This window comes from Agrococcus sediminis, assembly GCF_007923295.1.
GTDB classification, from domain to species: Bacteria; Actinomycetota; Actinomycetes; order Actinomycetales; family Microbacteriaceae; genus Agrococcus; species Agrococcus sediminis.
In genome coordinates this window covers 260,912-281,631 of record NZ_VOIR01000015.1, presented here as the reverse complement: position 1 = coordinate 281,631, position 20,720 = coordinate 260,912, and the positions used below count along the sequence as shown (strand labels likewise).

Here is a 20,720-nt window from a genome sequence, read left to right as displayed (position 1 = left end):
GCCCCCATGCTGCCCCTCGCAGCTAGGACAGCCATGCGCGCTCTCGTCGCCCTCGCCGCCTCCCTCGCGCTCGTCGCGACCGGCCTGACCACGGCGGCGGCGCCCGCCGAGGCGGTCACGACCGATCGATACGCCGGCTCGGATCGCTACGCGACGAGCGTGACCATCTCACGGAACACCGACGCGGGAGCGATCGTCTTCCTCGCCAATGGGCAGAAGTTCCCGGACGCGCTCTCCGCCGGCCCGGTGGTCGCTGCGGAGCGTGGGCACTTGCTGCTCACCAAGCCGAACGAGCTGCCGTCGATCGTCGCGCAGCGCATCGCGGAGATCGCCCCGTCGGAGGTCGTGGTCGTGGGCTCCGAGGCGTCGGTCTCAGCAGGCGTCGCCGCGAGCGCCGCGGCCATCAGCGGCGCGACGCTCACGCGCATCGGCGGCGCCAACCGCGTCGAGACTTCGCTCATGCTGATGGATCGGCTGCTCGAGACGGGCCCGGTCGAGACGGTCTGGGTGGCGTCCGGCTTCAACTTCCCGGACGCGCTCGTCGCCGCTTCCGTGGCGGGTCGCGAACGTGCCGCCGTCGTGCTGGATCACCACGGCAGCTCGACCGCCGCGGCGCGCGGCTGGCTCGAGGCCGTCGCACCGTATGTGGGCGGAAGAGACGTCAACATCGCCGGAGGCGCACCGTCCGTCAGCGCAGCTGACGAGACGGGCATCCGATCGAGCGGCGTTCGATCGGTGACCAGGTACGCAGGCGACAGCCGCTACACGACGGCGCGCGCGATCAACGACGCGTTCGCGCAGTACCCGGCCGAGCCCACGATGCTGCTGGCGACCGGCAAGAACTTCCCGGATGCGCTTGCAGGCGCCGTCCACGCCGCGCTTCGTGGGATCCCCATGTACCTGACTCCGGACGCCTGCAACGCACAGGTCGTGTCGATGCTGAGCGGCGAGGCCGCGGAGCGCGGGATCAGCCAGGTCATCGGCCTGGGCAGCGGCGCCACCGTCAGCGATCACGCGCTCTCGCTGCAGCCATGTCCGCGCACGCTGCCCGAGCTGATCGGCGACGAGTACGGCCGCTTCTCGGCTCGTACCTTCAGCGGCAGCGGGGATCGCGTGATCGACCTCGGCATGGGCATCGCCTATGGACAGATCCGCGCGACCATGCCTGCGGACGACATCAACCAGATCACCGCGCTCGACGCAGGTCGGGACATGGTGGACCTCCCGCTCTCGTTCTGGGGCTCGTATTCGGGCACCAGCCTGCTCGCCACCTACAGCGAGGACAGCCCGGCCCGCTACCTGGAGGTGAAGTCGCGGGGCTCCTGGACGATCGAGGTGCGCGATCTCACGAGCGCGCCGGTGCTGTCGAGCTCGGCCAGCGGCACCACGGACGGCGTATACCTGTACGGCGGATCAGCACGCACGATCGAGGGATCGCACCGGGGCGAGGGGCTCTTCGAGGTTCGCGAGCTCTACGGGGATGGCTGGATGGGGTGGCCGATCTCGAACTGCTGCGATGCGTACACGGGCGCAGGCTCAATGCATGCCGGACCGTCGGTGATCGCAGTGACGGCCGAGGCTCCCTGGTCTGTCACACTCCGCTGAGCGGCGTCAGCGGACGCGCTCGAGCGTGCGGTAGCGGTAGCGCAGGCCCGTGCGACTGACGTGCCACCCCTCCGCCGGATCGCGCGCGACCAGCCGCCACGACGCATCCGCACCCTCCGTCGCGGCGTCGGGCGCGGTCGTGTCGCCGGATGCGTCGAGGTCGACGTCGGTGATCTCGAGCCGGTCGGCGAGGTGCATGGCGTCGCGGTAGACGCGTCCGCCGCCGACGACCCACGCCTCGTCGCCGAGCTCTGCGGCGACCTCGAGCGCGCGCTCGAGGCTCGGCACGACGCGGGCGCCGGGAGCGACGTAGTCGCGGTCGGACGTGATGACGATGTTGTCGCGGCCGGGCAGCGGGCGGAACGCTTGCGGGAAGGACTCCCAGGTGCGTCGCCCCATCACCACCGGGTGGCCCATCGTGATCGCCTTGAAGCGCGCCATGTCCTCGGGCAGCCGCCACGGCATGTCGCCGGCCTCGCCGATGACGCCGCCGCGCGCCTCGGCCCAGATCATGCCGAGCATCAGACGGCGACCGGTGCCTTGATGGCCGGGTGGTGCTGGTAGCCGACCACCTCGAGGTCGTCGTACTCGACGTCGAAGATCGACGCGCGGTGGGTCTTCAGGCGCAGCGTCGGGAGCGGGAGCGGCTCGCGCGAGAGCTGCTCGGTGACCTGCTCGACGTGGTTGTCGTAGATGTGGCAGTCGCCGCCGGTCCAGATGAAGTCACCGACCTCGAGCCCCGTCTGGTCGGCGACGAGGTGCGTGAGCAGCGCGTAGCTGGCGATGTTGAACGGCACGCCGAGGAACATGTCGGCCGAGCGCTGGTACAGCTGGCACGAGAGCCGGCCGTCGGCGACGGAGAACTGGAACAGGGCGTGGCACGGCGCGAGCGCCATCTCGGGGATGTCGGCCGGGTTCCACGCGGAGACGATGAGGCGCCGCGAGTCGGGGTTGCGGCGGATCTCGTCGATCACCTGCTGGATCTGGTCGATGGTGCCGCCGTCGGGCGTCGGCCACGAGCGCCACTGCACGCCGTAGACGGGGCCCAGCTCGCCGTCCGCATCCGCCCACTCGTCCCAGATCGTGACGCCGCGCTCCTGCAGCCAGCGCACGTTGGAGTCGCCGCGCAGGAACCACAGCAGCTCGAGCGCGATCGACTTGAAGTGCACGCGCTTCGTCGTGATGAGCGGGAAGCCCTCCGACAGGTCGTAGCGCAGCTGGCGGCCGAACACCGAGCGGGTGCCGGTGCCGGTGCGGTCGCTCTTGTGCTCGCCGTGCGCGAGCACGTCGGCGAGGAGCTCCTCGTAGGGGTGCGTCATCGTGCCTCCAGGCTCTCAGTCTTCCGCAGCGCGATGGCCTTCCGCGCAACCATGCGCGCGCGCCGCCGATCGCGTGCCGCGTCGTACGCCATCGACAGGCGCAGCCACGAGCGCCACGACTCCGGGTGCGCCTCGACGTCGGCCTTCGCGCCCGGGAACGCCTGCTCGGCGGCGTCGCGCTCGGCGCGACCCGACGGCGTGCCCGGCAGCGGCGCGGGCATGCCGCCCTCGTCCGCGAGCTGCCGGGTGGCGCGCTCGAGCTGCAGCCCGAAGACCACCTCGCGCACGAGCGCCCACGCGCCGACGAGGAACGTCACGACGAGCGCGACGCCGACGGCGATCGCGACGGGCTCCCCCGAGGCGAGGAAGCGCACCGCGCGGTCGCCGGCGAGCACGACGTACAGCGCGAGCACGGCGGCCATCGCGAGCGCGGCCCACTTGCGCGTCGCGGTGCGAGCCGCGGGGCGCTCGGTCACGCGAGCCCCAGCAGGTCGCCGATGCCGACGGTGACGCCGGGTCGCGCCTCGGCGCGCAGCGCCAGCAGGATGCCGGCCGAGTAGGAGTCGCTCGAGGTGGTGTCATGACGGATCGTCAGGGTCTCGCCGACGCCGCCGAAGATGACCTCCTGACGCGCCACGACGCCCGGCAGCCGGATCGCATGGACCGGCACGCCCGCGACGATCGCGCCACGGCCCGGCTCGTCGGGCGTCGCGGGGTGGAAGCCGCGCACGGCGCCGATGGCCTCCGCGGTGCGCGTGGCCGTGCCGCTCGGCGCGTCGCGCTTGCGGTCGTGGTGCGCCTCGACGACCTCGACCGCGCCGAAGTGCTGCGCGGCGATCGTCGCGAGGTGCGTCTCGAGCACGCTGCCGAGCGAGAAGTTGGGGACGATGCGGATGCGCTCGGCGCCGCGGGCGCGCAGGGCCTCGATGCGCTCGTGGGTCCAGCCGCTCGTGCCGACCACCGCCGGCACGCCCGCGGCGACCGCGGCCTCGACGAGCTGCTGGCTCGCGCCGAGCACGGTCGCGTCGAAGACGACATCGAGCCCGTCGAGGTGGAGCCCCTCGCGCACGTCGAGCTCGACCGGCTCGAGGTCGTCGGCCTCCTGGGCGAGCCGCAGCGCGAGCGATCCGAGCCTGCCGGTGGAGCCTGCGATGCCGATGCGGGTGGGGCCTGCCATGCCCTCCAGCCTACGGCGAGGAGCGCCCGGCCCGCCCGTAGAGTGGCACCGTGGCAGTCACGATCGCTCCCGAGGACCCCGCCTCCGCCGTCGCGCAGGGGCTGCTCGACGCCTACTTCGCCGACCGGGCCATCACCTTCGTCGGCGGGCAGTACCGCCCGAAGCCGGCCGACCCCGCGACGCTCCGCGCCCCCGACGGGGCCTTCCTCGTCGCCTGGAGCGGCGACGAGGCGGTCGGATGCGGTGCGCTGCGACGGCTCGGACCGTCGCGCTTCGAGGTCAAGCACCTCTACGTCGCCCCCGTCGGCCGCGGGCAGGGCACCGGCGCCGCGCTGCTCGCGGCGCTCGAGGCGCGCGCCGCCGAGCTCGGCGCGACGGAGGTCGTGCTCGACACGAACAGCGCGCTCGAGGTGGCGAACCGCCTCTACACGACCCGCGGCTACGCATCCGTGCCCGCCTACAACGACAACCCGAACGCGACCACCTGGTTCCTGAAGCCCCTGGGCTGAGGCGCCGCGGCCGCCATCGAGTGGCAGCTTCCAGCATCGAGTGGCGGCTCCCGTCATCGAGTGGCGGCTCGCTTCCCTCGGTCGGAGCGGCACCAGGCACGGCGCCACTCGATCGCGCACGGCGCCACTCGATCGCGCACGGCGCCACTCGATCGCCGGCGGCGCCACTCGATCGCCGGAGGCGCCACTCGATCGCGCGAGGCGCCACTCGATCGCGCGAGGCGCCACTCGATCGCGGGAGGCGCCACTCGGCGGCGCGGGCGCCGCGGCTAGTACGGCTGCGGGATCGGGAGGCCCGTGCGGTCCTCCGGCGGCAGGTGGCCGAGGTCGTTGTGCACGACGAGCTGCGGCGGCTTGCCCGAGCGGCGGCGGATGATCGTCAGGCCGCAGTTGGCCTGGTTGAGGCCCATCCACTGCCAGCTGGGCGACTGCATGACCTCGCGCACGAACCAGCCGATGACGAAGTTGTGGGTGATGAGCAGCTCGTTGAGGTCGCCGCGCGACGGGCGCAGCCAGTGCTCGGCGGCGTCGTGCATCTGCGCGGCACCCGCCTCGGCCTCGGCGGGACGCACGCTCTCGAGGAAGCGGTGGAAGCCCACGGGCGTGTCGGGCTCGAGGCCCGAGGGGATGCAGTCGAGCAGCAGCGACGAGCGCTCGAACTCGACCGCGGGCAGCCGCTCCCCCATGATCGCGGCGGTCTCGGTGGCGCGCTGCAGCGGCGAGGTCCACGCGTGGTCGAAGTCGACGCCCGAGAGCCGCTGCGCGATCGCGTGGGCCTGCCGCACGCCGCGCCCGGAGAGCCGGCCGTCCTCGACGCCGTGCTCCGCATCGAGCTGCTCCCCATGTCGGACCAGGTAGAGCAGGTGCGCCATCGTTCCTCCGGCGGGCGCAGCATCGCGCCCCGTCGTGGGCGCGCGGACGCGCCGTCGTTCGCTGTCAGTGAGCGGCCGCCGCCGCTCCATCCACCCTACCCGCCGTGGGGGACACGGCGAGCGCGTCGAGGCCGTCCGGCACCTGGCCGACGGCCGCGATCGAGCGTGGTCCGGATGCGAGCTGCGCGGCCAGGGCGCGCACGTCGGCGTCGGTGACGCGCTCGATGCGCTCGAGGGTGGCGTCGATGTCGAGGAACTCGCCGAGCGTCAGCTCTGCCCGGCCGAGGCGCGACATGCGCGTGTCGGTGTCCTCGAGCGCGAGCGCGGAGCCGCCCGCGAGCTGCCCCTTCGCGCGGCGCAGCTCGTCGTCGTCGACGCCCTCGGCGAGGCGCTCGAGCTCGCCCACCATGAGGCCGGCGACCTCGAGCGTCTTGCGGGGCGCGCACGCCGCGGCCATGCCCATGAGGCCCGCGTCGGCGTAGCCGGAGGCGAACGAGTAGACCGAGTAGGCGAGGCCGCGCTTCTCGCGGATCTCCTGGAACAGCCGCGACGACATGCCGGCGCCGAGCACCGCGTTCAGCACCGCCATGGCGCTGCGGCGCTCGTCGGTGGCCACGAGGCCGGGCGTGCCGAGCATGAGGTTGACCTGCTCGAGCGGCCGCTGCACGAGCGCGAGCCCGCCGGCCGCGTAGCCCTCGCCGTCGCCCGTGCGGCGGGGCCGCGGGGCGGCGTCGGCGAGCGACCAGCCGTAGCGGGTGAGCGCGAGCTGGAGCTGCTCGACGACCGCGTCGTGGTCGACGGCGCCTGCGATGGTGACGACGAGGTCGCGCGCGGCGTAGTGCTCGCGGTAGTGCTCGTGCACGCGGTCGCGCGAGACAGCCCGGATGGATTCGGGCGTGCCGCCGATGGGGCGCCCGAGCGGCGCCTGCTCGCCGTGCACCAGCTCGCTCAGGCGCTCCCCCGCGACGTCGCCCGGGTCGTCGTCGGCCATCGCGAGCTCCTCGAGGATGACCTCGCGCTCGTGCTCGAACTCGTCGGCGTCGAGCAGCGACGACGTGACCATGTCGGCGAGCACGTCGATGGCCATCGGCAGGTCGCGGTCGCGCACCTTCGCGTAGTAGCAGGTGTGCTCCTTGGCCGTGAGCGCGTTGTGCTCGCCCCCGACCTCGTCGAACGCCACCGCGATGTCGAAGGCGGTGCGCGTCGGGGTGCCCTTGAAGAGCAGGTGCTCGAGGAAGTGCGTCGCGCCGCGCGCGTCGCCCGGCTCGTCGCGCGACCCGACGGGCACCCAGAAGCCGACCGACGCGCTCAGCGCGCCCGGCACCTGCTCGGTGAGCACGCGGACGCCGCTCGGCAGCACGCTGCGGCGCACGACGGCGCCGCCGGCGGCGGCGATGGCGATCTCGGGGGTCTCGAGCGGGAGGGCGACGGCAGGCATCCGTCCAGTCTACGAGCCGCCCGGAGACGACGGATGCCCCCACCCGGCGGGGTGGGGGCATCCGTCGCCGTGCGCTACTCGGCCGAGTCTGCCGAGACCGACGACTCCGCGGAGCCGTCCGCGGCGACGGGGGCGACCGGCGCCGACTCGTCGACGACCTCGAGCGAGAGCTTGCCGCGGTCATCGATCTTCGTGATCTCGACCTGGATCTTCTGACCCACCGAGACGACGTCCTCGACGCTCTCGATGCGCTTGCCGCCGTTGAGCGCGCGCATGGCGGTCACGTGCAGCAGGCCGTCGCGACCCGGCATCAGCGAGACGAACGCGCCGAACGACGCGATCTTCACGACGGTGCCGAGGAAGCGCTCGCCGACCTCGGGGTTCGAGGGGTTGGCGATCGCGTTGACCGCGGAGCGCGCGGCCTCGGCCGACGGCCCGTCGACGGCGCCGATGTAGACGGTGCCGTTGTCCTCGATCGAGATCTGCGCGCCCGTGTCGTCCTGGATCTGGTTGATCGTCTTGCCCTTCGGGCCGATCAGCTCGCCGATCTTGTCGACCGGGATCTGCACGCTGATGACGCGCGGCGCGGTGGGCGCCATCTCGTCGGGGGCGTCGATGGCGGCGTTGAGGACCTCGAGGATCTTCGTGCGCGCCTCCTTCGCCTGCGTCAGCGCGCTCGTCAGCACCGAGGCCGGCAGGCCCGAGAGCTTCGTGTCGAGCTGGATGGCCGTGATGAACTCCGGCGTGCCGGCGACCTTGAAGTCCATGTCGCCGAGCGCGTCCTCGGCGCCGAGGATGTCGGTGAGCGCCGCGTAGCGGGTCTCGCCGTCGACCGTGTCGCTGACGAGGCCCATCGCGATGCCCGCGACGGGCGCCTTGAGCGGCACGCCGGCGTTCAGCAGCGCGAGGGTCGACGCGCAGACCGAGCCCATCGACGTCGAGCCGTTCGAGCCCAGCGCCTCCGAGACCTGGCGGATCGCGTACGGGAAGTCCTCCCGGCTCGGCAGCACGGGCACGAGCGCGCGCTCGGCCAGGGCGCCGTGGCCGATCTCGCGGCGCTTCGGGCTGCCGACGCGGCCCGTCTCGCCCGTCGAGTACGGCGGGAAGTTGTAGTTGTGCATGTAGCGCTTCGACGTGACCGGGCTCAGCGAGTCGATCTGCTGCTCGAGCTTCAGCATGTTCAGGGTCGTGATGCCCATGATCTGCGTCTCGCCGCGCTGGAAGATCGCGGAGCCGTGCACGCGCGGCACGACCGCGACCTCGGCGTCGAGCGGACGGATGTCGGCGAGGCCGCGGCCGTCCATGCGGACCTGCTCGGAGAGGATGCGTCCGCGGACGACCTCCTTCGTCACGGCCTTGTAGGCGCCCGAGACCTGCGTCGCGACGACGGCCTCCAGCTCGCCGCGCTCGATGCGCGCGTTGATCTCCTGCTTGACCTGCTCCTTGAGCTGGTCGTCGGCGTCCTGGCGCTCGAGCTTGCCGGCGATCCGGTAGACCTCCGACAGGCGCTCCTGCGCGACCTCGCGGACGGCGACGAGCGCCTCCTCCGAGTACGGCGGGAACAGCGGGTACTGCTGCGTCTCCTTGGCGGCGGTCTTGGCGACCTCGGCCTGCGCGGCGACGAGCTGCTTGATGAACGGCTTAGAGGCCTCGAGGCCCTGCGCGACGATCTCCTCGGTCGGCTTCACGGCGCCGCCCTGGATGAGCTCCCAGGCGTTGTCGGTGGCCTCGGCCTCGACCATCATGATGGCGACGTCCTCGACGCCGGCGGCGTCGGTGACCACGCGGCCGGCGACGACCATGTTGAACACGGCCTGCTCGAGCTGCGAGTGCTTGGGGAAGGCGACCCACTGGCCGTCGATGAGCGCGACGCGCACGCCGCCGATCGGGCCGTCGAACGGCAGGCCCGAGAGCTGCGTCGACATGGACGCGGCGTTGATCGCGAGCGCGTCGTAGATCTCGTCGGGCTCGATGGCGAGCACGGTGACGACGACCTGCACCTCGTTGCGGATGCCCTCCACGAACGACGGGCGCAGCGGCCGGTCGATGAGGCGGCACGTGAGGATGGCGTCGGTCGAAGGGCGGCCCTCGCGGCGGAAGAACGAGCCGGGGATGCGGCCCGCGGCGTACATGCGCTCCTCGACGTCGACGGTGAGCGGGAAGAAGTCGAAGTGGTCCTTCGGCTGCTTGGAGACGCTCGTGGCGCTCAGCAGCATCGTCTCCTCGTCGATGTACGCGACCGCTGCGCCCTGCGCCTGCTGCGCGAGGCGGCCGGTCTCGAAGCGGACGGTGCGGGTGCCGAAGCGGCCGTTGTCGAGGACGGCTTCGGCGAATGTGATCTCTGGACCCTCCATAGGGTCACTCCTCTCGTGGGCGCGCGGACGCGCTGTCGATATCGCGATCGACGGGCGAGGAGGTGGTCATCAGTGGAGGAGGTCGAAGCTCCGCTTCGGCATCCTCCACCAACGACCAGCCCCGTGGCTCTCGTCTGCGGATGCGCGATCGGCTGCGAAGAACTGCTGCAGCCGCGACGATGCTATCAGCCGGGCCCCGAGCCGCCAGGGAAGGCGCCGAGGCGCGCCCGGCATGACGAAGGGCCGCCCCTCGCGGGACGGCCCTTCGGGAACGCTGGGGAAGGCTATCGGCGAAGGCCGAGGCGCTCGATCAGCGAGCGGTAGCGCTCGATGTCGACGTCGGACAGGTAGCCGAGCAGACGACGACGCTGACCGACGAGCAGCAGCAGGCCACGACGCGAGTGGTGGTCGTGCTTGTGCTCCTTCAGGTGCTCCGTGAGGTCCTTGATGCGGCGCGACAGCATCGCGACCTGCACCTCGGGGCTCCCGGTGTCGCCCTCGTGCGTGGCGTACTCCTCGATGATGGCCTTCTTGACCTCTGCGTTCAGGCTCATGTGGACCCCTCTCTGCTCACAGCGCGGTGCCCGTGCGGGATGCACGAGCGCTCTCTGTCCGCGGCCGATGTACGGCAACCGGCCAAGACTACCAGGTCAGCGGCGCACCGGCCATCGGGCGTCGAGCTCGCCGAAGCGCTGCACGCGGCCGCCGACGGGGGCCGCCACCGCCTGGCCGTGCGACAGCTGCACCGGCTGCCCGATCGCGGCGGCCGCCATCGAGCGGCGGTGGTGCATGAGGTCGCCGAGCAGCGCCGTCTCGTCGGCGGCGTGGCCGGAGCCCATGCGGCCGACGAGCGCGCGCTGGCGGTGGTTGGCGAGCTTCGTCGCGGTCTGGATGTAGTGGTGCATCGACCGCCGCACGCCGCGGCGCTTCGCCCAGTCCATGAGCGAGGCGCGGCCGTCGCCGCTCGAGAGCCGCTCGACCTCCTCGCGCGTGAACCAGCCGGCGCGCCCGTAGTCGTCGAGGCGCAGCCGCGTGAGCCGCACCTCTTGGCGCAGCAGAAGCCAGACGGCGACCGCGGCGAGCGCGCACAGCGGCACCTGCACGACGAGGTAGTAGACGAAGAAGCCGACGGTGCCGCCCGGCACCCACCAGCTCGCCGAGTTCCACAGCGCGTGCAGCGCAGCGGACACGAGCCAGCCCGCCGGGAAGGCGACGAGGATCCACCACCGACTGCGCAGCCGCGCCGCGAAGCCGAGCGCGAGCCCGATCCCGACCGCCGTGAAGATCGCGTGCGTGAGCGGGCTCATGATGCCGCGCAGGAAGAAGATGAACGAGCCGTCGCCCGACTCGGCGAGCGACGTGCCGAAGTAGAGGATGTTCTCGGTGAACGCGAATCCCGCGGCCGACAGCGCCGCGAAGACGACGCCGTCGACCGGTCCGTCGAACGTGCGCCGGAAGAACAGGAACATGATGACGACCGGGATCGCCTTCCAGAGCTCCTCCACCACCGGCGCCTGGATGACGGTCGCGTAGAACTCGAACTCCTCCTGCGAGCGCAGCAGCGGCACGACGAGCGGCTGCAGCACCCACTCGTTGAGCGCGAGCGTCAGCAGCACCGCCGCGACGCCGCCCCACAGGCCCGCGAACCACATCGCCACCCGCGGCTCGGGCTCCCACCGGTCGATCGCGACGACCGCCCAGATGACGAAGCCCAGCGGCACGAGCGCCATGACGCCGGAGACGGCGACCAGCAGCGGGTTGCCGATCGCCCCGCCGAGCACGAAGATCACGCCGAACGAGGCGAGCGCGAGCACCGCGATGCCGATGATGCCGACGATCAGCCCGACGTTCGGGCCCTCCCGTCGGCGCGCGAGCGGCGAGAGCGGTGCGGTGGCGGTCACCCGAGGAGCGTACCGAGCCGTGCCGCGCCGCGCCTCAGCGCTCGGCGTCGGGCAGCGGGATGACCGGGATCGCCTGCGTCACGGGCTGCAGGCCCGACAGGCGCGCCGGCTGCAGCAGCTTCTCGACCCGCTCGCGCTCCATGAGGCCCGCCTCGACGACGAGGTCGGCGATCGACTTGCTGCTCGTGAGCGCCTCGTGGGCGAGCTTCGCCGACTCGGCGTAGCCGAGGTACGGCGTGAGCGCCGTGACGACGCCGACCGACGTGCCGACCATGAGGTCGAGCCGCTCGCGGTTCGCCTCGATGCCGACCACGCAGTTCACCCGCAGCGTCAGGCACGCCTGCGTCATCCAGTGCAGGCTCTGCAGGATCGAGTGCGCGATCACCGGCTCGAACGCGTTGAGCTGCAGCTGCCCGGCCTCCGACGCCGCCGTCACCGTCGCATCCGACCCGATGACGGCGAACGCGACCTGGTTCACGACCTCGGGGATGACCGGGTTGACCTTGCCGGGCATGATCGACGACCCGGCCTGCTTCGCGGGCAGCGCGATCTCGCCGAAGCCCGCCTGCGGGCCCGAGGAGAGCAGCCGCAGGTCGTTGCAGATCTTGGAGAGCTTCGCCGCGCAGCGCTTGAGCGTGCCCGAGAGCGTCATGAACACGCCGGTGTCGCTCGTCGCCTCGATGAGGTCGGCGGCGGCCATGATCGGCAGGCCGGTGAGTTCGGCGAGGTGCCGGCAGGCGGCCTCGGCGTAGCGCGGGTCGGCGGTGATGCCCGTGCCGATCGCGGTGGCGCCGAGGTTGACCTCGCTCAGCCACTTGATGGTCTCCTCGAGCCGGTCGCGGTCCTCGCGCAGCGTCACGGCGAAGCCGTGGAACTCCTGGCCGAGCGTCATCGGCACGGCGTCCTGCAGCTGCGTGCGGCCGACCTTCAGCACGTCGCGGAACTCGTCGGCCTTCGCGTCGAACGCATCCGTCAGCCGGGTCAGCTCGTCGAGCAGGCGGCGCAGCGTGAACGACATCGCGACCTTGATGGAGGTCGGGTAGGTGTCGTTCGTCGACTGCGAGCGGTTGACGTCGTCGATGGGGCTGAAGTGCTCGTACGACCCCTTCGGGAAGCCGAGCTCGACGAGGCACGCGTTGGCGATGACCTCGTTCGTGTTCATGTTCGTCGAGGTGCCGGCGCCGCCCTGGATGACGCCCACCTTGAACTGGTCGTGCAGCTCGCCGCCGCGGATGCGCCGGCAGACGCGATCGATGAGGTCGGCCTTCTCGGGGTCGAGCACCCCGATCTCGCGGTTCGCGCGGGCGCAGGCCTGCTTGACGACCGCGAGCGCGTTGACGAGGTCGGAGTAGACCGAGATCGAGCGGCCGGTGATCGGGAAGTTGATGAGCGCGCGCTCGGTGTGGATGCCCCAGTAGGCGTCGGCGGGGACCGGCAGCTCGCCGAGCGAGTCTCGCTCGAGGCGGGTCGGACCCGTGTAGTGGTGCTCGCCCTGCGGGGCCGGGTCGAGCTTGTACTGGGGCGTGTCGGTCATGCGGGCTCCATCGCCGTCGGTGGCCCAGCGCCTGGTGGGCCTGGGAGGTGTGCGGATGCGGGGGTCGCCCGCCGCTGACGAGCCTAGCCGGGGAGGGTCCGCGGTGCCGGTACCCTGCCCTGGTGCCCCGACTCCTGCTCCCCCTCGCCGTCGTCTCCGCCCTCGCGCTCGCCGGCTGCGGCTCCGCCGCGCCCGACGAGACGCCCGAGCCCACCGCCGCCGGCCCGCAGCCGACCGCGAGCGAGCCGGCCGCATCCGACCCCGCCGCATCCGAGTCGCCCGTGACCGCCGAGGGCGACCCGGACGCCCCCGAGGGCTACCCGATCGAGCCGCCGACCGAGTTCCCGGAGTGCGCGGCGCTCGAGGGCGCGGTCGCCGAGCTCACCGGCGGCCTCGACTTCGACCAGGCCGCGAGCGACGCGCAGGACCAGGAGGACATCGCCGTCGAGCGCCAGTGCGCGTGGACGGCGGGCGGCAGCACGCTGCGCCTCACGCTCAGCGGCATCACGTTCGCGCCCGACGAGCTCATCGCGCTCGCGAGCTCGCGCCTCACCGTCGCCGACCCGGGCGCCAACGAGCGCGGCCTGTTCGTGATGGGCGTGGGCGAGCCCCCGGTGCTGAGCGAGACGTTCTCGGGCACCGTGAACACCTTCGACCAGTTCGAGACCGTCTCGGTCGGCTGGGACGGCGGCGAGGCGGCGTTCACGGGCCAGCAGGCGGTCGACGCCGCGGTCGCCGTGCACGACCTCATCCGCGAGTAGCGCGCGCGAGCTCCTCCCCGAGCGCCGCGACGCCGAGCTCGACCTCGGCGAACGTCGTGCTGAGCGGCGACAGCCCGATGCGGATGCCGTCGGGCGCCCGGAAGTCGGGGATGACGCCGCGCTCCCAGAGCCTCGCGTTGACCTCGCGGAACGACGGATGCGCGACGGTGAGGTGGCTGCCCCGGCGCGGCCCGGCGGGCGGGCTCGCGAGCACCGCCCCGTGCGGCAGCACGTGCGCGGCGAGCGCCTGCTCGGCGAAGCCGGTGAGGGCGATCGACTTCTCGCGCACGGCGGCGACGCCCACCTGCTCGACGAGCTCGACCATCGCCTCGAGCGCGACGGTCGCGAGCACCGGCGGGGTGCCGCTCAGGAACCGGGCCAGGTCGGGCGCGGGCCGGTAGCGCGGCGCCATCGCGAAGACGTCGGCGGCGCCCATCCAGCCCTGGATCGGCTGCTGCAGCTGGCCCTGCAGCTCGCGCCGCACGTAGGCGAAGGCGGGCGAGCCGGGCCCGCCGTTCAGGTACTTGTACGTGCAGCCGACCGCGAGGTCGACGCCGTGCGCGTCGAGCTCGGTGGGGATGACGCCTGCCGAGTGGCACAGGTCCCACAGCACGAGCGCGCCCGCGTCGTGCACAGCGCGCGTGACGCCAGCGACGTCGGCGAGGAACCCCGAGCGGTAGGCGACGTGGCTCAGCACCACGAGCGCGGTGCGCTCGCCGACGGCGGCCTCGACCTGCTCGAGCGTCGCGCCGGCGGTGCGGTCGACCTCGATCCACCGGATCGTGAGGCCGCGCTCGGCGGCGACGCCCTCGACGATGAAGCGGTCGGTCGGGAAGTTGTCGTCGTCGATGACGATCTCGGTGCGGGCGGCGCTGCGCGGCGCGTCGACCGCGGCGCGGATGAGCTTGTACAGCAGCACCGTGGTCGAGTCGCCGACGACGGTCTGCCCCGGCGCCGCGCCGACGAGCGCGCCGATGCGGTCGCCGAGCTCGTACGGCAGGCGCATCCAGCCCTCGTCCCAGCCGCGGATGAGGCGGCTGCCCCAGTCGTGGCCGACGAAGCGCGCGAAGCGCTCCTCGAGCGACGCGAGCGGGCGGCCGAGCGAGTTGCCGTCGAGGTAGGAGACGACGCCGGGGTCGCGCACGAACGCGCCCGTGTGGGCGGCGAGCGGGTCGGCGGCGTCGAGCTCGGCGGCGAGGCGGGCGGTGTCGGTCATCGAGGGGCCTCCAGGTCGGTGATGCGCACGGGCCGGGACCGGTGCAGGGATGCGAGCGCGGCGGCGTCGCCGTCGACGTCGGGCGGGAAGGCGCTCGCGACGGGGCCGCCGGGCAGCAGCCGGGCCGCGGTGAGCGCGTCGACGAGCGCCTCCCCCTCGACCCCGGCCTGCCGCAGCGCCGCGACCTCCGCCTCGTCGAGGTCGAGGCGGCTCGAGCCGTTGCCGAGGTCGGTGCCGTAGGCGACCGTTCCCCCGCCCGCCGCGAAGCGCGCGAGGTTGTCGGTGGCGCGTGCGAAGGCCTCGTCGTCGCCGTCGCGCGCGTGCATGCCGAGGGTCGAGATCCACACCGTGCGCCCGGCGGCGCGGCGCACGACGTCGTCGGCGAGCGGATGCGTCCACGGCGTGTGCGCGAGCACGTCGGCGCCCGCGGCGATCGCGCGCTCCGGCTGGCCCCCGCCCTGCGCGTGCACTGCGACGCGGAGCCCCAGCGCGTGCGCCTCGGCCACCGCCGCCGCGAGCGCCTCGTCGTCGAGGGCCGGCCCGTCGTCGGTGTTCGACACGAGCTTCACGAGGCTCGCGCCTGCCGCCGCCTGGGCGCGCACCGCCGCGGCCGCCGCCGCGCCGCCCGCGACCTCGACGACGCCGCCGGGCGGCGCCCACGCGCGGTCCGACGGGTAGCCGCCCGGCGCGGTGAGGAACGCGCCCGCGAAGCGCACGTCGAGGGCCGGATGCGTCGCCCGCGCCGCGTCGGCGAGGCCCGGCACGGCGGCCGGGTCGGCGCCGAGGTCGAGGACCCGGGCGATGCGGCTCCCCTCGAGCCCGCCGAGGTCGGCGAGCGCGAGGTGCACGTGCGCGTCGGTGAGCGGCGGGAGCAGCGCGAGGTCGAGCCTCGGCAGGTCGCGGGCCGCGGCCTCGTCGCCGTCCGCGAGGGCGACCCCGTCGTCGCCGAGCCGCAGCACCGCATCCGCATGCCACGCGCCGTCGACGCGCGCGTGCGCGACGCGCACGAGCCGCGGGGCGCTCACTCCTCGATCCGCGTGCGGACCGCGTAGAGCTCGGGGAAGAACGTCAGGTCGAGCGCGCGCTGCAGGAAGTCGACGCCGCTCGAGCCTCCCGTGCCGGTCTTGCGCCCGATCGTGCGGGTGACGGTGCGCAGGTGCCGGAAGCGCCAGAACTGGAAGTTGTCCTCGAGGTCGACGAGCTCCTCGCACGTCTCGTAGGCGCGCCAGTTGTCGTCGGCGCCCTCGTAGATGCGCTGGAAGACCGGCACGAGCTCCTCGGAGTAGACGTGCGCCTTCCGCACGTCGCGCTCGAGCACCGCCGTCGGCACGGCGTGGCCGCGGCGGGCGAGGTGCCGGAGGAACTCGTCGTAGAGGCTCGGCCGCTCGAGCTCGGCCGCGAGCGCCGCGTGGTCGTCGGGGCTCGACTCGAAGACCTTCAGCATGCGCTCGTGCTTGTTGCCGAGCGCGAACTCGACGAGCCGGTACTGCGCGCTCTGGAAGCCCGAGGCGTTGGCGAGCGCGCCGCGGAACTGCGCGTACTCGGTGGGCGTGAGCGTCGCGAGCACCGACCACTGCTGCGTCAGCACCTCCTGGATGTGCTTCACGCGCGCGATGCGCTTGAGGGCCGCGCCCAGGTCGTCGGCGGCGAGCAGCCGGCGGGCGTCGTCGAGCTCGTGGATGACGAGCTTGAGCCACAGCTCGGTCGTCTGGTGCTGGATGATGAACAGCAGCTCGTCGTGGTGCTCCGGCTCGCTGCGCGGGTGCTGCGACGCGAGGAGCGTGTCGAGCCCCAGGTACGACCCGTAGCTCATGCGCTCGCGCAGGTCGGTGACGATCGTCGACTCGATCTCGCGGGTGTTGTCCTCGACGGGCACGGGGCCTCCTTCGGCTCGCCTCCACGGTAACGCGCCGCGGCGCCCGCCATCGGCCCGGCCGCCCTACGCTGGCGGCGTGGTGGAGATCCCGGACGCGGCCGTCGACGACCTGATCGCGCTCGTGCGCGTGCCGACCGAGGAGGCGGCCCAGCTGCCCGCCTTCCAGGCGGCGCTCCGCGAGCGCTTCCCGCGGCTGTTCGCCTCGCTCGAGGTCGAGTCGATCGGCGCGACGCTGCTCGCGCGGTGGCCTGGGCGCGGCGCGGGTGCGCCGGCGCTGCTCATGGCCCACCAGGACGTCGTGCCGGCCCCGCCCGACGGGTGGACGCATCCGCCCTACGCCGGGCACCGCGACGCCACGCACGTGTGGGGCCGCGGCACGCTCGACGACAAGGGCTCGCTCGTCGGCATCTGCGTCGCCGTCGAGGCGCTGCTCGCGGCGGGCTTCGCGCCCGCGCGCGACGTGTGGCTCGTCTTCGGGCACGACGAGGAGACGATGGGCACCGGCGCCGCGTCGGCCATCGCCGAGCTCGACGCCCGCGGCGTGCGACCCGCGTGGGCGCTCGACGAGGGCGGCGCGATCATCGAGCCGCCGGTCGCGGGCGTCGCGCGCGACGTGGCGGTGGTGGGCGTGGCCGAGAAGGGCTTCGCCAACATCCGGATGCGCGTGGCGCAGGTGGGCGGGCACGCGTCGACCCCGCCGAGGCTGCCGGCGACGTCGCGGCTCGCGCGCGCGATCCGGCGGCTCGACCGCGCCCCCTTCCCGCGCTCGCTGCCGGAGCCGGCGCTGCGCATGCTCGAGCTGCTGGGGGCGGATGCGTCGGGGCCGCAGGGCGCGGTGCTGCGGCGGGTGCGGCGCGCGCGGCCGCTCGTGGAGCGCATCCTGGCGCGCGGCGACGAGACGCGGGCGATGCTCTCGACCACCGCGGTCGTCACGCAGCTCTCGGGCGCGGCCGCGCCCAACGCGCTCGCGGAGGAGGCGGTCGCGGTCGTGAACGCGCGGATCGCGCTCGGCTCGAGCGTCGACGAGACGGTCGCGCACGTGCGGCGGGCGGTCGCCGACCCGCAGGTGTCGCTCGAGGTGCTGCACGGCCACGGACCGAGCCCCGAGAGCCCCTCGGCGGGCCCCGGCTGGGACGACGTCGCGGCGGCGATCGCGCGGCTGCGGCCCGACGTGCTCACCGTGCCGTACGTGATGCTCGGCGGCACCGACGGCCGGCACACGCATCGCATCACCGACCGCGTCTACCGCTTCGCGCCCTTCGCGATGACCCGCGACGAGCGCCTCACCCTGCATGCGCGCGACGAGCGCATCCGCGTCGACACGTGGCTGGGCGGCTGCCGCTGGTACGCCGACCTCATCGAGTCGAGCTGCTGATGGCGCGGTTCGCGATCGACGCTCCCACCGCGCTGCGGATCGTGCGCGAGCGCGTCGACGTGGGCGAGCACCAGCTGGTCGGCGCGGGGGCGCTGCGCTCGCAGGTCATGCCGCTGCTGTGGGCCGAGGTGCGCGCGGGCGACCTGCCGGAGCCCGAGGGGCGCGCGCAGCTCGAGGCGCTCGCGTCGCTCAAGGTGCGGCTGCTCGCCGACCGCGTCTCGCGCTCGGTCGCCTGGCGGCACGCCGCGCGGCTCGGCTGGGACGACGCGACGCGGGCGGAGCCGCTCGCGGTCGCGTCGCTGCAGGCCGACGCGCTCGTCACCGACGACCCCGAGCTCGCGGCCGCCGCCGAGGGCGTCGTGGAGCGGATGCCGTGGGCCGGGTTCGTCGCGGCGCTCGGCTGAGGCGCAGACGGCCGAGCGGCGCCCTGCGCAGGGCGCCGCTCAGGCGGTCAGAGGCGGGACTTCGTGTGCCAGACCGTCTTCGTCTCGGTGAGGGCGAGGATGCGCTGCGGCGTCTCGGGCGCGAGGCCCGGCTCGGGACGCAGCACGCGCTTCAGCGTGTCGGCCGCGATCACCTCGAGCTCGACCCAGTCGAGGTCGCCGGCGCCGGTGAGGTCGAGCGCGTTGATGTCGGCGTGGCCCGCGAGCCACGGCGCGAGCTCGGCCGGGTCGCCCGTGAGCACGTTCACGACGCCGCCAGGCAGGTCGCTCGTCGCGAGCACCTCGGCGAGCGAGATCGCGACGAGCGGCGAGGCCGCGGCGGGCACCACGACGACCGCGTTGCCCGTCACGAGCGCCGGCGCGACGACCGACGTGAGGCCCAGGAGGCCCTGCTCCTGCGGCGCGATGATCGCGACGACACCGGTCGGCTCGGGCACCGACAGGTTGAAGTAGGGGCCGGCGACGGGGTTGGCGTGGCCGCCGATCTGGGCGACCTTGTCGGTCCAGCCGGCATGCAGCACCCACAGGTCGATCGCGGCCTCGACCTGCTGCTGCGCCCGCGCGGCGGTCAGGCCCTCGGTGCGCTGCAGCTCGTCGACGAACTGCGCCTTGCGGCCCTCGAGCACCTCGGCGACCCGGTACAGCACCTGGCCGCGGTTGTACGCGGTCGCGCCCGCCCAGCCGGGCTGGGCCTTGCGGGCCGCGCGGACGGCGTCGCGCGCATCCTTCCTGGAGGCCTTCGCGACGTTCGCGACGAACGCGCCGCGCTTGTCGAGCACCTCGGTCACGCGCCCGGACTCGCTGCGCGGGAACGCGCCGCCGATGAAGAGCTTGTAGGTCTTGGGCACGTCGAGGCGCGTCGCCGTGCGGGCCGGGGTCTTCGTCGTGGTCGCCATCACTTGCCTGCCTTCAGGTACGCCTGCATGCCCTGCACGCCGCCCTCGCGGCCGTAGCCGGACTCCTTGTAGCCGCCGAACGGGCTCGCGGGGTCGAACTTGTTGAACGTGTTCGCCCAGACGACGCCGGCGCGCAGCTTGTCGGCGACCGCGAGCACGCGGGAGCCCTTGTCGCTCCAGATGCCGGCCGAGAGGCCGTAGGGGGTGTTGTTCGCCTTCGCGATCGCCTCGTCGGGCGTGCGGAAGGTGAGCACCGACAGCACGGGTCCGAAGATCTCCTCGCGGGCGATCGTCGACGACGCCTCGACGCCCGAGACGACGGTCGGCGGGAACCAGTAGCCCTTCGCCGGCAGCTCGCAGTCGGGCGCCCAGCGCTCGCCGCCCTCGGCCTCGCCCTGGTCGACGAGGCGCGTGATGCGCGCGAGCTGCTCGGAGGAGTTGATCGCGCCGATGTCGGTGTTCTTGTCGAGCGGGTCGCCGAGGCGCAGCGTCGCCATGCGCTCCTTGAGGCGCTCGAGCACCGCGTCGTGCACGTTCTCCTGCACGAGCAGGCGGCTGCCCGCGCAGCACACCTGGCCCTGGTTGAAGAAGATGCCGTTGACGATGCCCTCGATCGCCTGGTCGAGGGGCGCGTCGTCGAAGACGATGTTCGCGCCCTTGCCGCCCAGCTCGAGCGTCAGCCGCTTCGGCGTGCCGGCGAGCGCCTTCGCGATCTCGCGGCCGACCGCGGTGGAGCCCGTGAAGGCGACCTTGTCGACGTCGGGGTGGCGCACGAGCGCCGCGCCCGTCTCGCCCGCTCCCGTGATGAGGTTGACGACGCCGGCGGGCAGGCCCGCCTGCTCGCACACCTCGGCGAAGAGCATCGCCGTGAGCGGCGTCGTCTCGGCCGGCTTCAGCACGACGGTGTTGCCGGCGGCGAGCGCCGGCGCGACCTTCCACGCGAGCATGAGCAGCGGGAAGTTCCACGGGATGACCTGCGCGGCGACGCCGTGCGGCTGCGGCGCGGCGCCGAGGCCGACGTAGTCGAGCTTGTCGGCCCATCCGGCGCAGTGGAAGAACCACTGGGCGACGAGCGGCACGTCGGCGTCGCGCGTCTCCTTGATCGGCTTGCCGTTGTCGAGCGACTCGGCGACGGCGAGCTCGCGCGCGCGCTCCTGCAGGATGCGCGCGATGCGGAAGAGGAACTTGCCGCGGTCGCGGCCCGACATCGGGCCCCAGACGGTGCGGAACGCGGTGCGCGCGGCCCGGACCGCCGCATCCACGTCGCCCTCGTCGGCGGTCGCGAACGTGGCGATGGGCTGCTCGGTCGAGGGCGAGACGGAGGCGAAGCTCGCGCCGCCGCCCGCGACCCACTCGCCGCCGATCCAGAGCCGGTACTCGTCGCGGAGGTTGAGGATGGACGTCGACTCGGGAGCCGGCGCGTAGTCGAGGAATGCCATGGGGA

Annotated in this window: 20 protein-coding genes; 5 read left to right on the top strand and 15 right to left on the bottom strand. The window is 73.3% G+C overall.

Translation table 11 applies throughout. The features are described 5' to 3' along the window. The first annotated feature begins 6 nt into the window (after window positions 1-6). Entirely contained in the window at window positions 7-1,605 is a 1,599-nt protein-coding gene (locus FQ330_RS10575) for a cell wall-binding repeat-containing protein (RefSeq protein ID WP_146357387.1), read from the top strand. A gap of 6 nt (window positions 1,606-1,611) precedes the next feature. Here FQ330_RS10575 and FQ330_RS10570 read toward each other — a convergent pair whose 3' ends face one another. The 4 genes from FQ330_RS10570 to dapB are packed head-to-tail and all read right to left on the bottom strand — an operon-like array spanning window position 1,612 to window position 4,101. Further along, window positions 1,612-2,118 (bottom strand): dihydrofolate reductase, encoded by a 507-nt coding sequence (locus FQ330_RS10570; protein WP_318655694.1) that lies wholly within the window; start codon window positions 2,116-2,118, stop codon window positions 1,612-1,614. 8 nt (window positions 2,119-2,126) lie between these two features. Next, the gene (locus FQ330_RS10565) at window positions 2,127-2,924 is read right to left on the bottom strand and encodes a thymidylate synthase (protein WP_146357383.1); all 798 of its coding nucleotides are present in this window, start codon (window positions 2,922-2,924) and stop codon (window positions 2,127-2,129) included. Continuing rightward, complete coding sequence (locus FQ330_RS10560; protein ID WP_225792809.1) at window positions 2,921-3,400, bottom strand: hypothetical protein; 480 nt, start codon at window positions 3,398-3,400, stop codon at window positions 2,921-2,923. Before FQ330_RS10560 ends, FQ330_RS10565 begins: the two co-directional genes overlap by 4 nt. Then, entirely contained in the window at window positions 3,397-4,101 is a 705-nt protein-coding gene (gene dapB, locus FQ330_RS10555; RefSeq protein ID WP_146357381.1) for a 4-hydroxy-tetrahydrodipicolinate reductase, read from the bottom strand. Before dapB ends, FQ330_RS10560 begins: the two co-directional genes overlap by 4 nt. Before the next feature lie 50 nt (window positions 4,102-4,151). Between dapB and FQ330_RS10550 the strand changes: the two genes are divergently transcribed. Further along, window positions 4,152-4,610 carry a GNAT family N-acetyltransferase gene (locus tag FQ330_RS10550; protein ID WP_225792808.1) on the top strand — a complete coding sequence of 153 codons (459 nt, stop codon included), beginning with the start codon at window positions 4,152-4,154 and terminating at the stop codon, window positions 4,608-4,610. Window positions 4,611-4,879: 269 nt separating this feature from the next. Here FQ330_RS10550 and FQ330_RS10545 read toward each other — a convergent pair whose 3' ends face one another. The 6 genes from FQ330_RS10545 to FQ330_RS10520 form a co-directional block, all read right to left on the bottom strand. Further along, window positions 4,880-5,482: a histidine phosphatase family protein gene (locus FQ330_RS10545; protein WP_128189571.1), complete on the bottom strand. Its 603-nt coding sequence runs from the start codon at window positions 5,480-5,482 to the stop codon at window positions 4,880-4,882. A 64-nt stretch (window positions 5,483-5,546) separates the two neighbouring features. Then, window positions 5,547-6,920, bottom strand: a complete 1,374-nt coding sequence (locus FQ330_RS10540) for a M16 family metallopeptidase (RefSeq protein ID WP_146357379.1) — start codon at window positions 6,918-6,920, stop codon at window positions 5,547-5,549. Between the two features lie 74 nt (window positions 6,921-6,994). Next, window positions 6,995-9,274 carry a polyribonucleotide nucleotidyltransferase gene (locus FQ330_RS10535; protein WP_128190648.1) on the bottom strand — a complete coding sequence of 760 codons (2,280 nt, stop codon included), beginning with the start codon at window positions 9,272-9,274 and terminating at the stop codon, window positions 6,995-6,997. A 284-nt stretch (window positions 9,275-9,558) separates the two neighbouring features. Beyond that, window positions 9,559-9,828 carry a 30S ribosomal protein S15 gene (gene rpsO / locus FQ330_RS10530; RefSeq protein ID WP_128190649.1) on the bottom strand — a complete coding sequence of 90 codons (270 nt, stop codon included), beginning with the start codon at window positions 9,826-9,828 and terminating at the stop codon, window positions 9,559-9,561. A gap of 96 nt (window positions 9,829-9,924) precedes the next feature. Then, window positions 9,925-11,175, bottom strand: a complete 1,251-nt coding sequence (locus FQ330_RS10525) for a PrsW family intramembrane metalloprotease (protein WP_146357377.1) — start codon at window positions 11,173-11,175, stop codon at window positions 9,925-9,927. 34 nt (window positions 11,176-11,209) lie between these two features. After that, entirely contained in the window at window positions 11,210-12,709 is a 1,500-nt protein-coding gene (locus FQ330_RS10520) for an aspartate ammonia-lyase (RefSeq protein WP_146357375.1), read from the bottom strand. Window positions 12,710-12,831: 122 nt separating this feature from the next. On the opposite strand from FQ330_RS10520, the gene FQ330_RS10515 reads away from it, so the two are divergent. Next, window positions 12,832-13,470, top strand: a complete 639-nt coding sequence (locus tag FQ330_RS10515) for a hypothetical protein (protein ID WP_146357373.1) — start codon at window positions 12,832-12,834, stop codon at window positions 13,468-13,470. Here FQ330_RS10515 and FQ330_RS10510 read toward each other — a convergent pair. Genes FQ330_RS10510 through FQ330_RS10505 form a run of 3 tightly spaced genes read right to left on the bottom strand, consistent with a single transcriptional unit; the run spans window position 13,457 to window position 16,562 of the window. Then, a complete protein-coding gene (locus FQ330_RS10510) occupies window positions 13,457-14,686 on the bottom strand; it encodes a kynureninase (protein ID WP_146357371.1) in 1,230 nt (409 codons plus the stop codon). The genes FQ330_RS10515 and FQ330_RS10510 overlap by 14 nt on opposite strands. Further along, window positions 14,683-15,711: a hydrolase gene (locus tag FQ330_RS13355; RefSeq protein ID WP_192575924.1), complete on the bottom strand. Its 1,029-nt coding sequence runs from the start codon at window positions 15,709-15,711 to the stop codon at window positions 14,683-14,685. The genes FQ330_RS10510 and FQ330_RS13355 overlap by 4 nt, the downstream gene beginning before the upstream one ends. Beyond that, window positions 15,708-16,562, bottom strand: a complete 855-nt coding sequence (locus FQ330_RS10505; protein WP_128190172.1) for a tryptophan 2,3-dioxygenase — start codon at window positions 16,560-16,562, stop codon at window positions 15,708-15,710. The genes FQ330_RS13355 and FQ330_RS10505 overlap by 4 nt, the downstream gene beginning before the upstream one ends. 76 nt (window positions 16,563-16,638) lie before the next feature. Between FQ330_RS10505 and FQ330_RS10500 the strand changes: the two genes are divergently transcribed. Continuing rightward, complete coding sequence (locus FQ330_RS10500) at window positions 16,639-17,937, top strand: M20/M25/M40 family metallo-hydrolase (RefSeq protein WP_192575923.1); 1,299 nt, start codon at window positions 16,639-16,641, stop codon at window positions 17,935-17,937. Then, window positions 17,937-18,341: a hypothetical protein gene (locus FQ330_RS10495; RefSeq protein WP_146357367.1), complete on the top strand. Its 405-nt coding sequence runs from the start codon at window positions 17,937-17,939 to the stop codon at window positions 18,339-18,341. Before FQ330_RS10500 ends, FQ330_RS10495 begins: the two co-directional genes overlap by 1 nt. 47 nt (window positions 18,342-18,388) lie before the next feature. Here the strand turns inward: FQ330_RS10495 and FQ330_RS10490 are convergent, their stop codons facing one another. Continuing rightward, a complete protein-coding gene (locus FQ330_RS10490; RefSeq protein WP_128190169.1) occupies window positions 18,389-19,276 on the bottom strand; it encodes an aldehyde dehydrogenase family protein in 888 nt (295 codons plus the stop codon). After that, window positions 19,276-20,715 (bottom strand): aldehyde dehydrogenase family protein, encoded by a 1,440-nt coding sequence (locus FQ330_RS10485; RefSeq protein WP_146357365.1) that lies wholly within the window; start codon window positions 20,713-20,715, stop codon window positions 19,276-19,278. The genes FQ330_RS10490 and FQ330_RS10485 overlap by 1 nt, the downstream gene beginning before the upstream one ends. Window positions 20,716-20,720: the final 5 nt, after the last annotated feature.

Excerpts from the sequence above, each read along its gene's own strand:
- FQ330_RS10575 (WP_146357387.1), top strand. The coding sequence starts at position 7 with ATGCTGCCCCTCGCAGCTAGGACAGCCATGCGCGCTCTCGTCGCCCTC.
- FQ330_RS10570 (WP_318655694.1), bottom strand. The coding sequence starts at position 2,118 with ATGATCTGGGCCGAGGCGCGCGGCGGCGTCATCGGCGAGGCCGGCGAC.
- FQ330_RS10565 (WP_146357383.1), bottom strand. The coding sequence starts at position 2,924 with ATGACGCACCCCTACGAGGAGCTCCTCGCCGACGTGCTCGCGCACGGC.
- dapB (WP_146357381.1), bottom strand. The coding sequence starts at position 4,101 with ATGGCAGGCCCCACCCGCATCGGCATCGCAGGCTCCACCGGCAGGCTC.
- FQ330_RS10545 (WP_128189571.1), bottom strand. The coding sequence starts at position 5,482 with ATGGCGCACCTGCTCTACCTGGTCCGACATGGGGAGCAGCTCGATGCG.
- FQ330_RS10540 (WP_146357379.1), bottom strand. The coding sequence starts at position 6,920 with ATGCCTGCCGTCGCCCTCCCGCTCGAGACCCCCGAGATCGCCATCGCC.
- FQ330_RS10535 (WP_128190648.1), bottom strand. The coding sequence starts at position 9,274 with ATGGAGGGTCCAGAGATCACATTCGCCGAAGCCGTCCTCGACAACGGC.
- rpsO (WP_128190649.1), bottom strand. The coding sequence starts at position 9,828 with ATGAGCCTGAACGCAGAGGTCAAGAAGGCCATCATCGAGGAGTACGCC.
- FQ330_RS10520 (WP_146357375.1), bottom strand. The coding sequence starts at position 12,709 with ATGACCGACACGCCCCAGTACAAGCTCGACCCGGCCCCGCAGGGCGAG.
- FQ330_RS10510 (WP_146357371.1), bottom strand. The coding sequence starts at position 14,686 with ATGACCGACACCGCCCGCCTCGCCGCCGAGCTCGACGCCGCCGACCCG.
- FQ330_RS10495 (WP_146357367.1), top strand. The coding sequence starts at position 17,937 with ATGGCGCGGTTCGCGATCGACGCTCCCACCGCGCTGCGGATCGTGCGC.
- FQ330_RS10490 (WP_128190169.1), bottom strand. The coding sequence starts at position 19,276 with ATGGCGACCACGACGAAGACCCCGGCCCGCACGGCGACGCGCCTCGAC.
- FQ330_RS10485 (WP_146357365.1), bottom strand. The coding sequence starts at position 20,715 with ATGGCATTCCTCGACTACGCGCCGGCTCCCGAGTCGACGTCCATCCTC.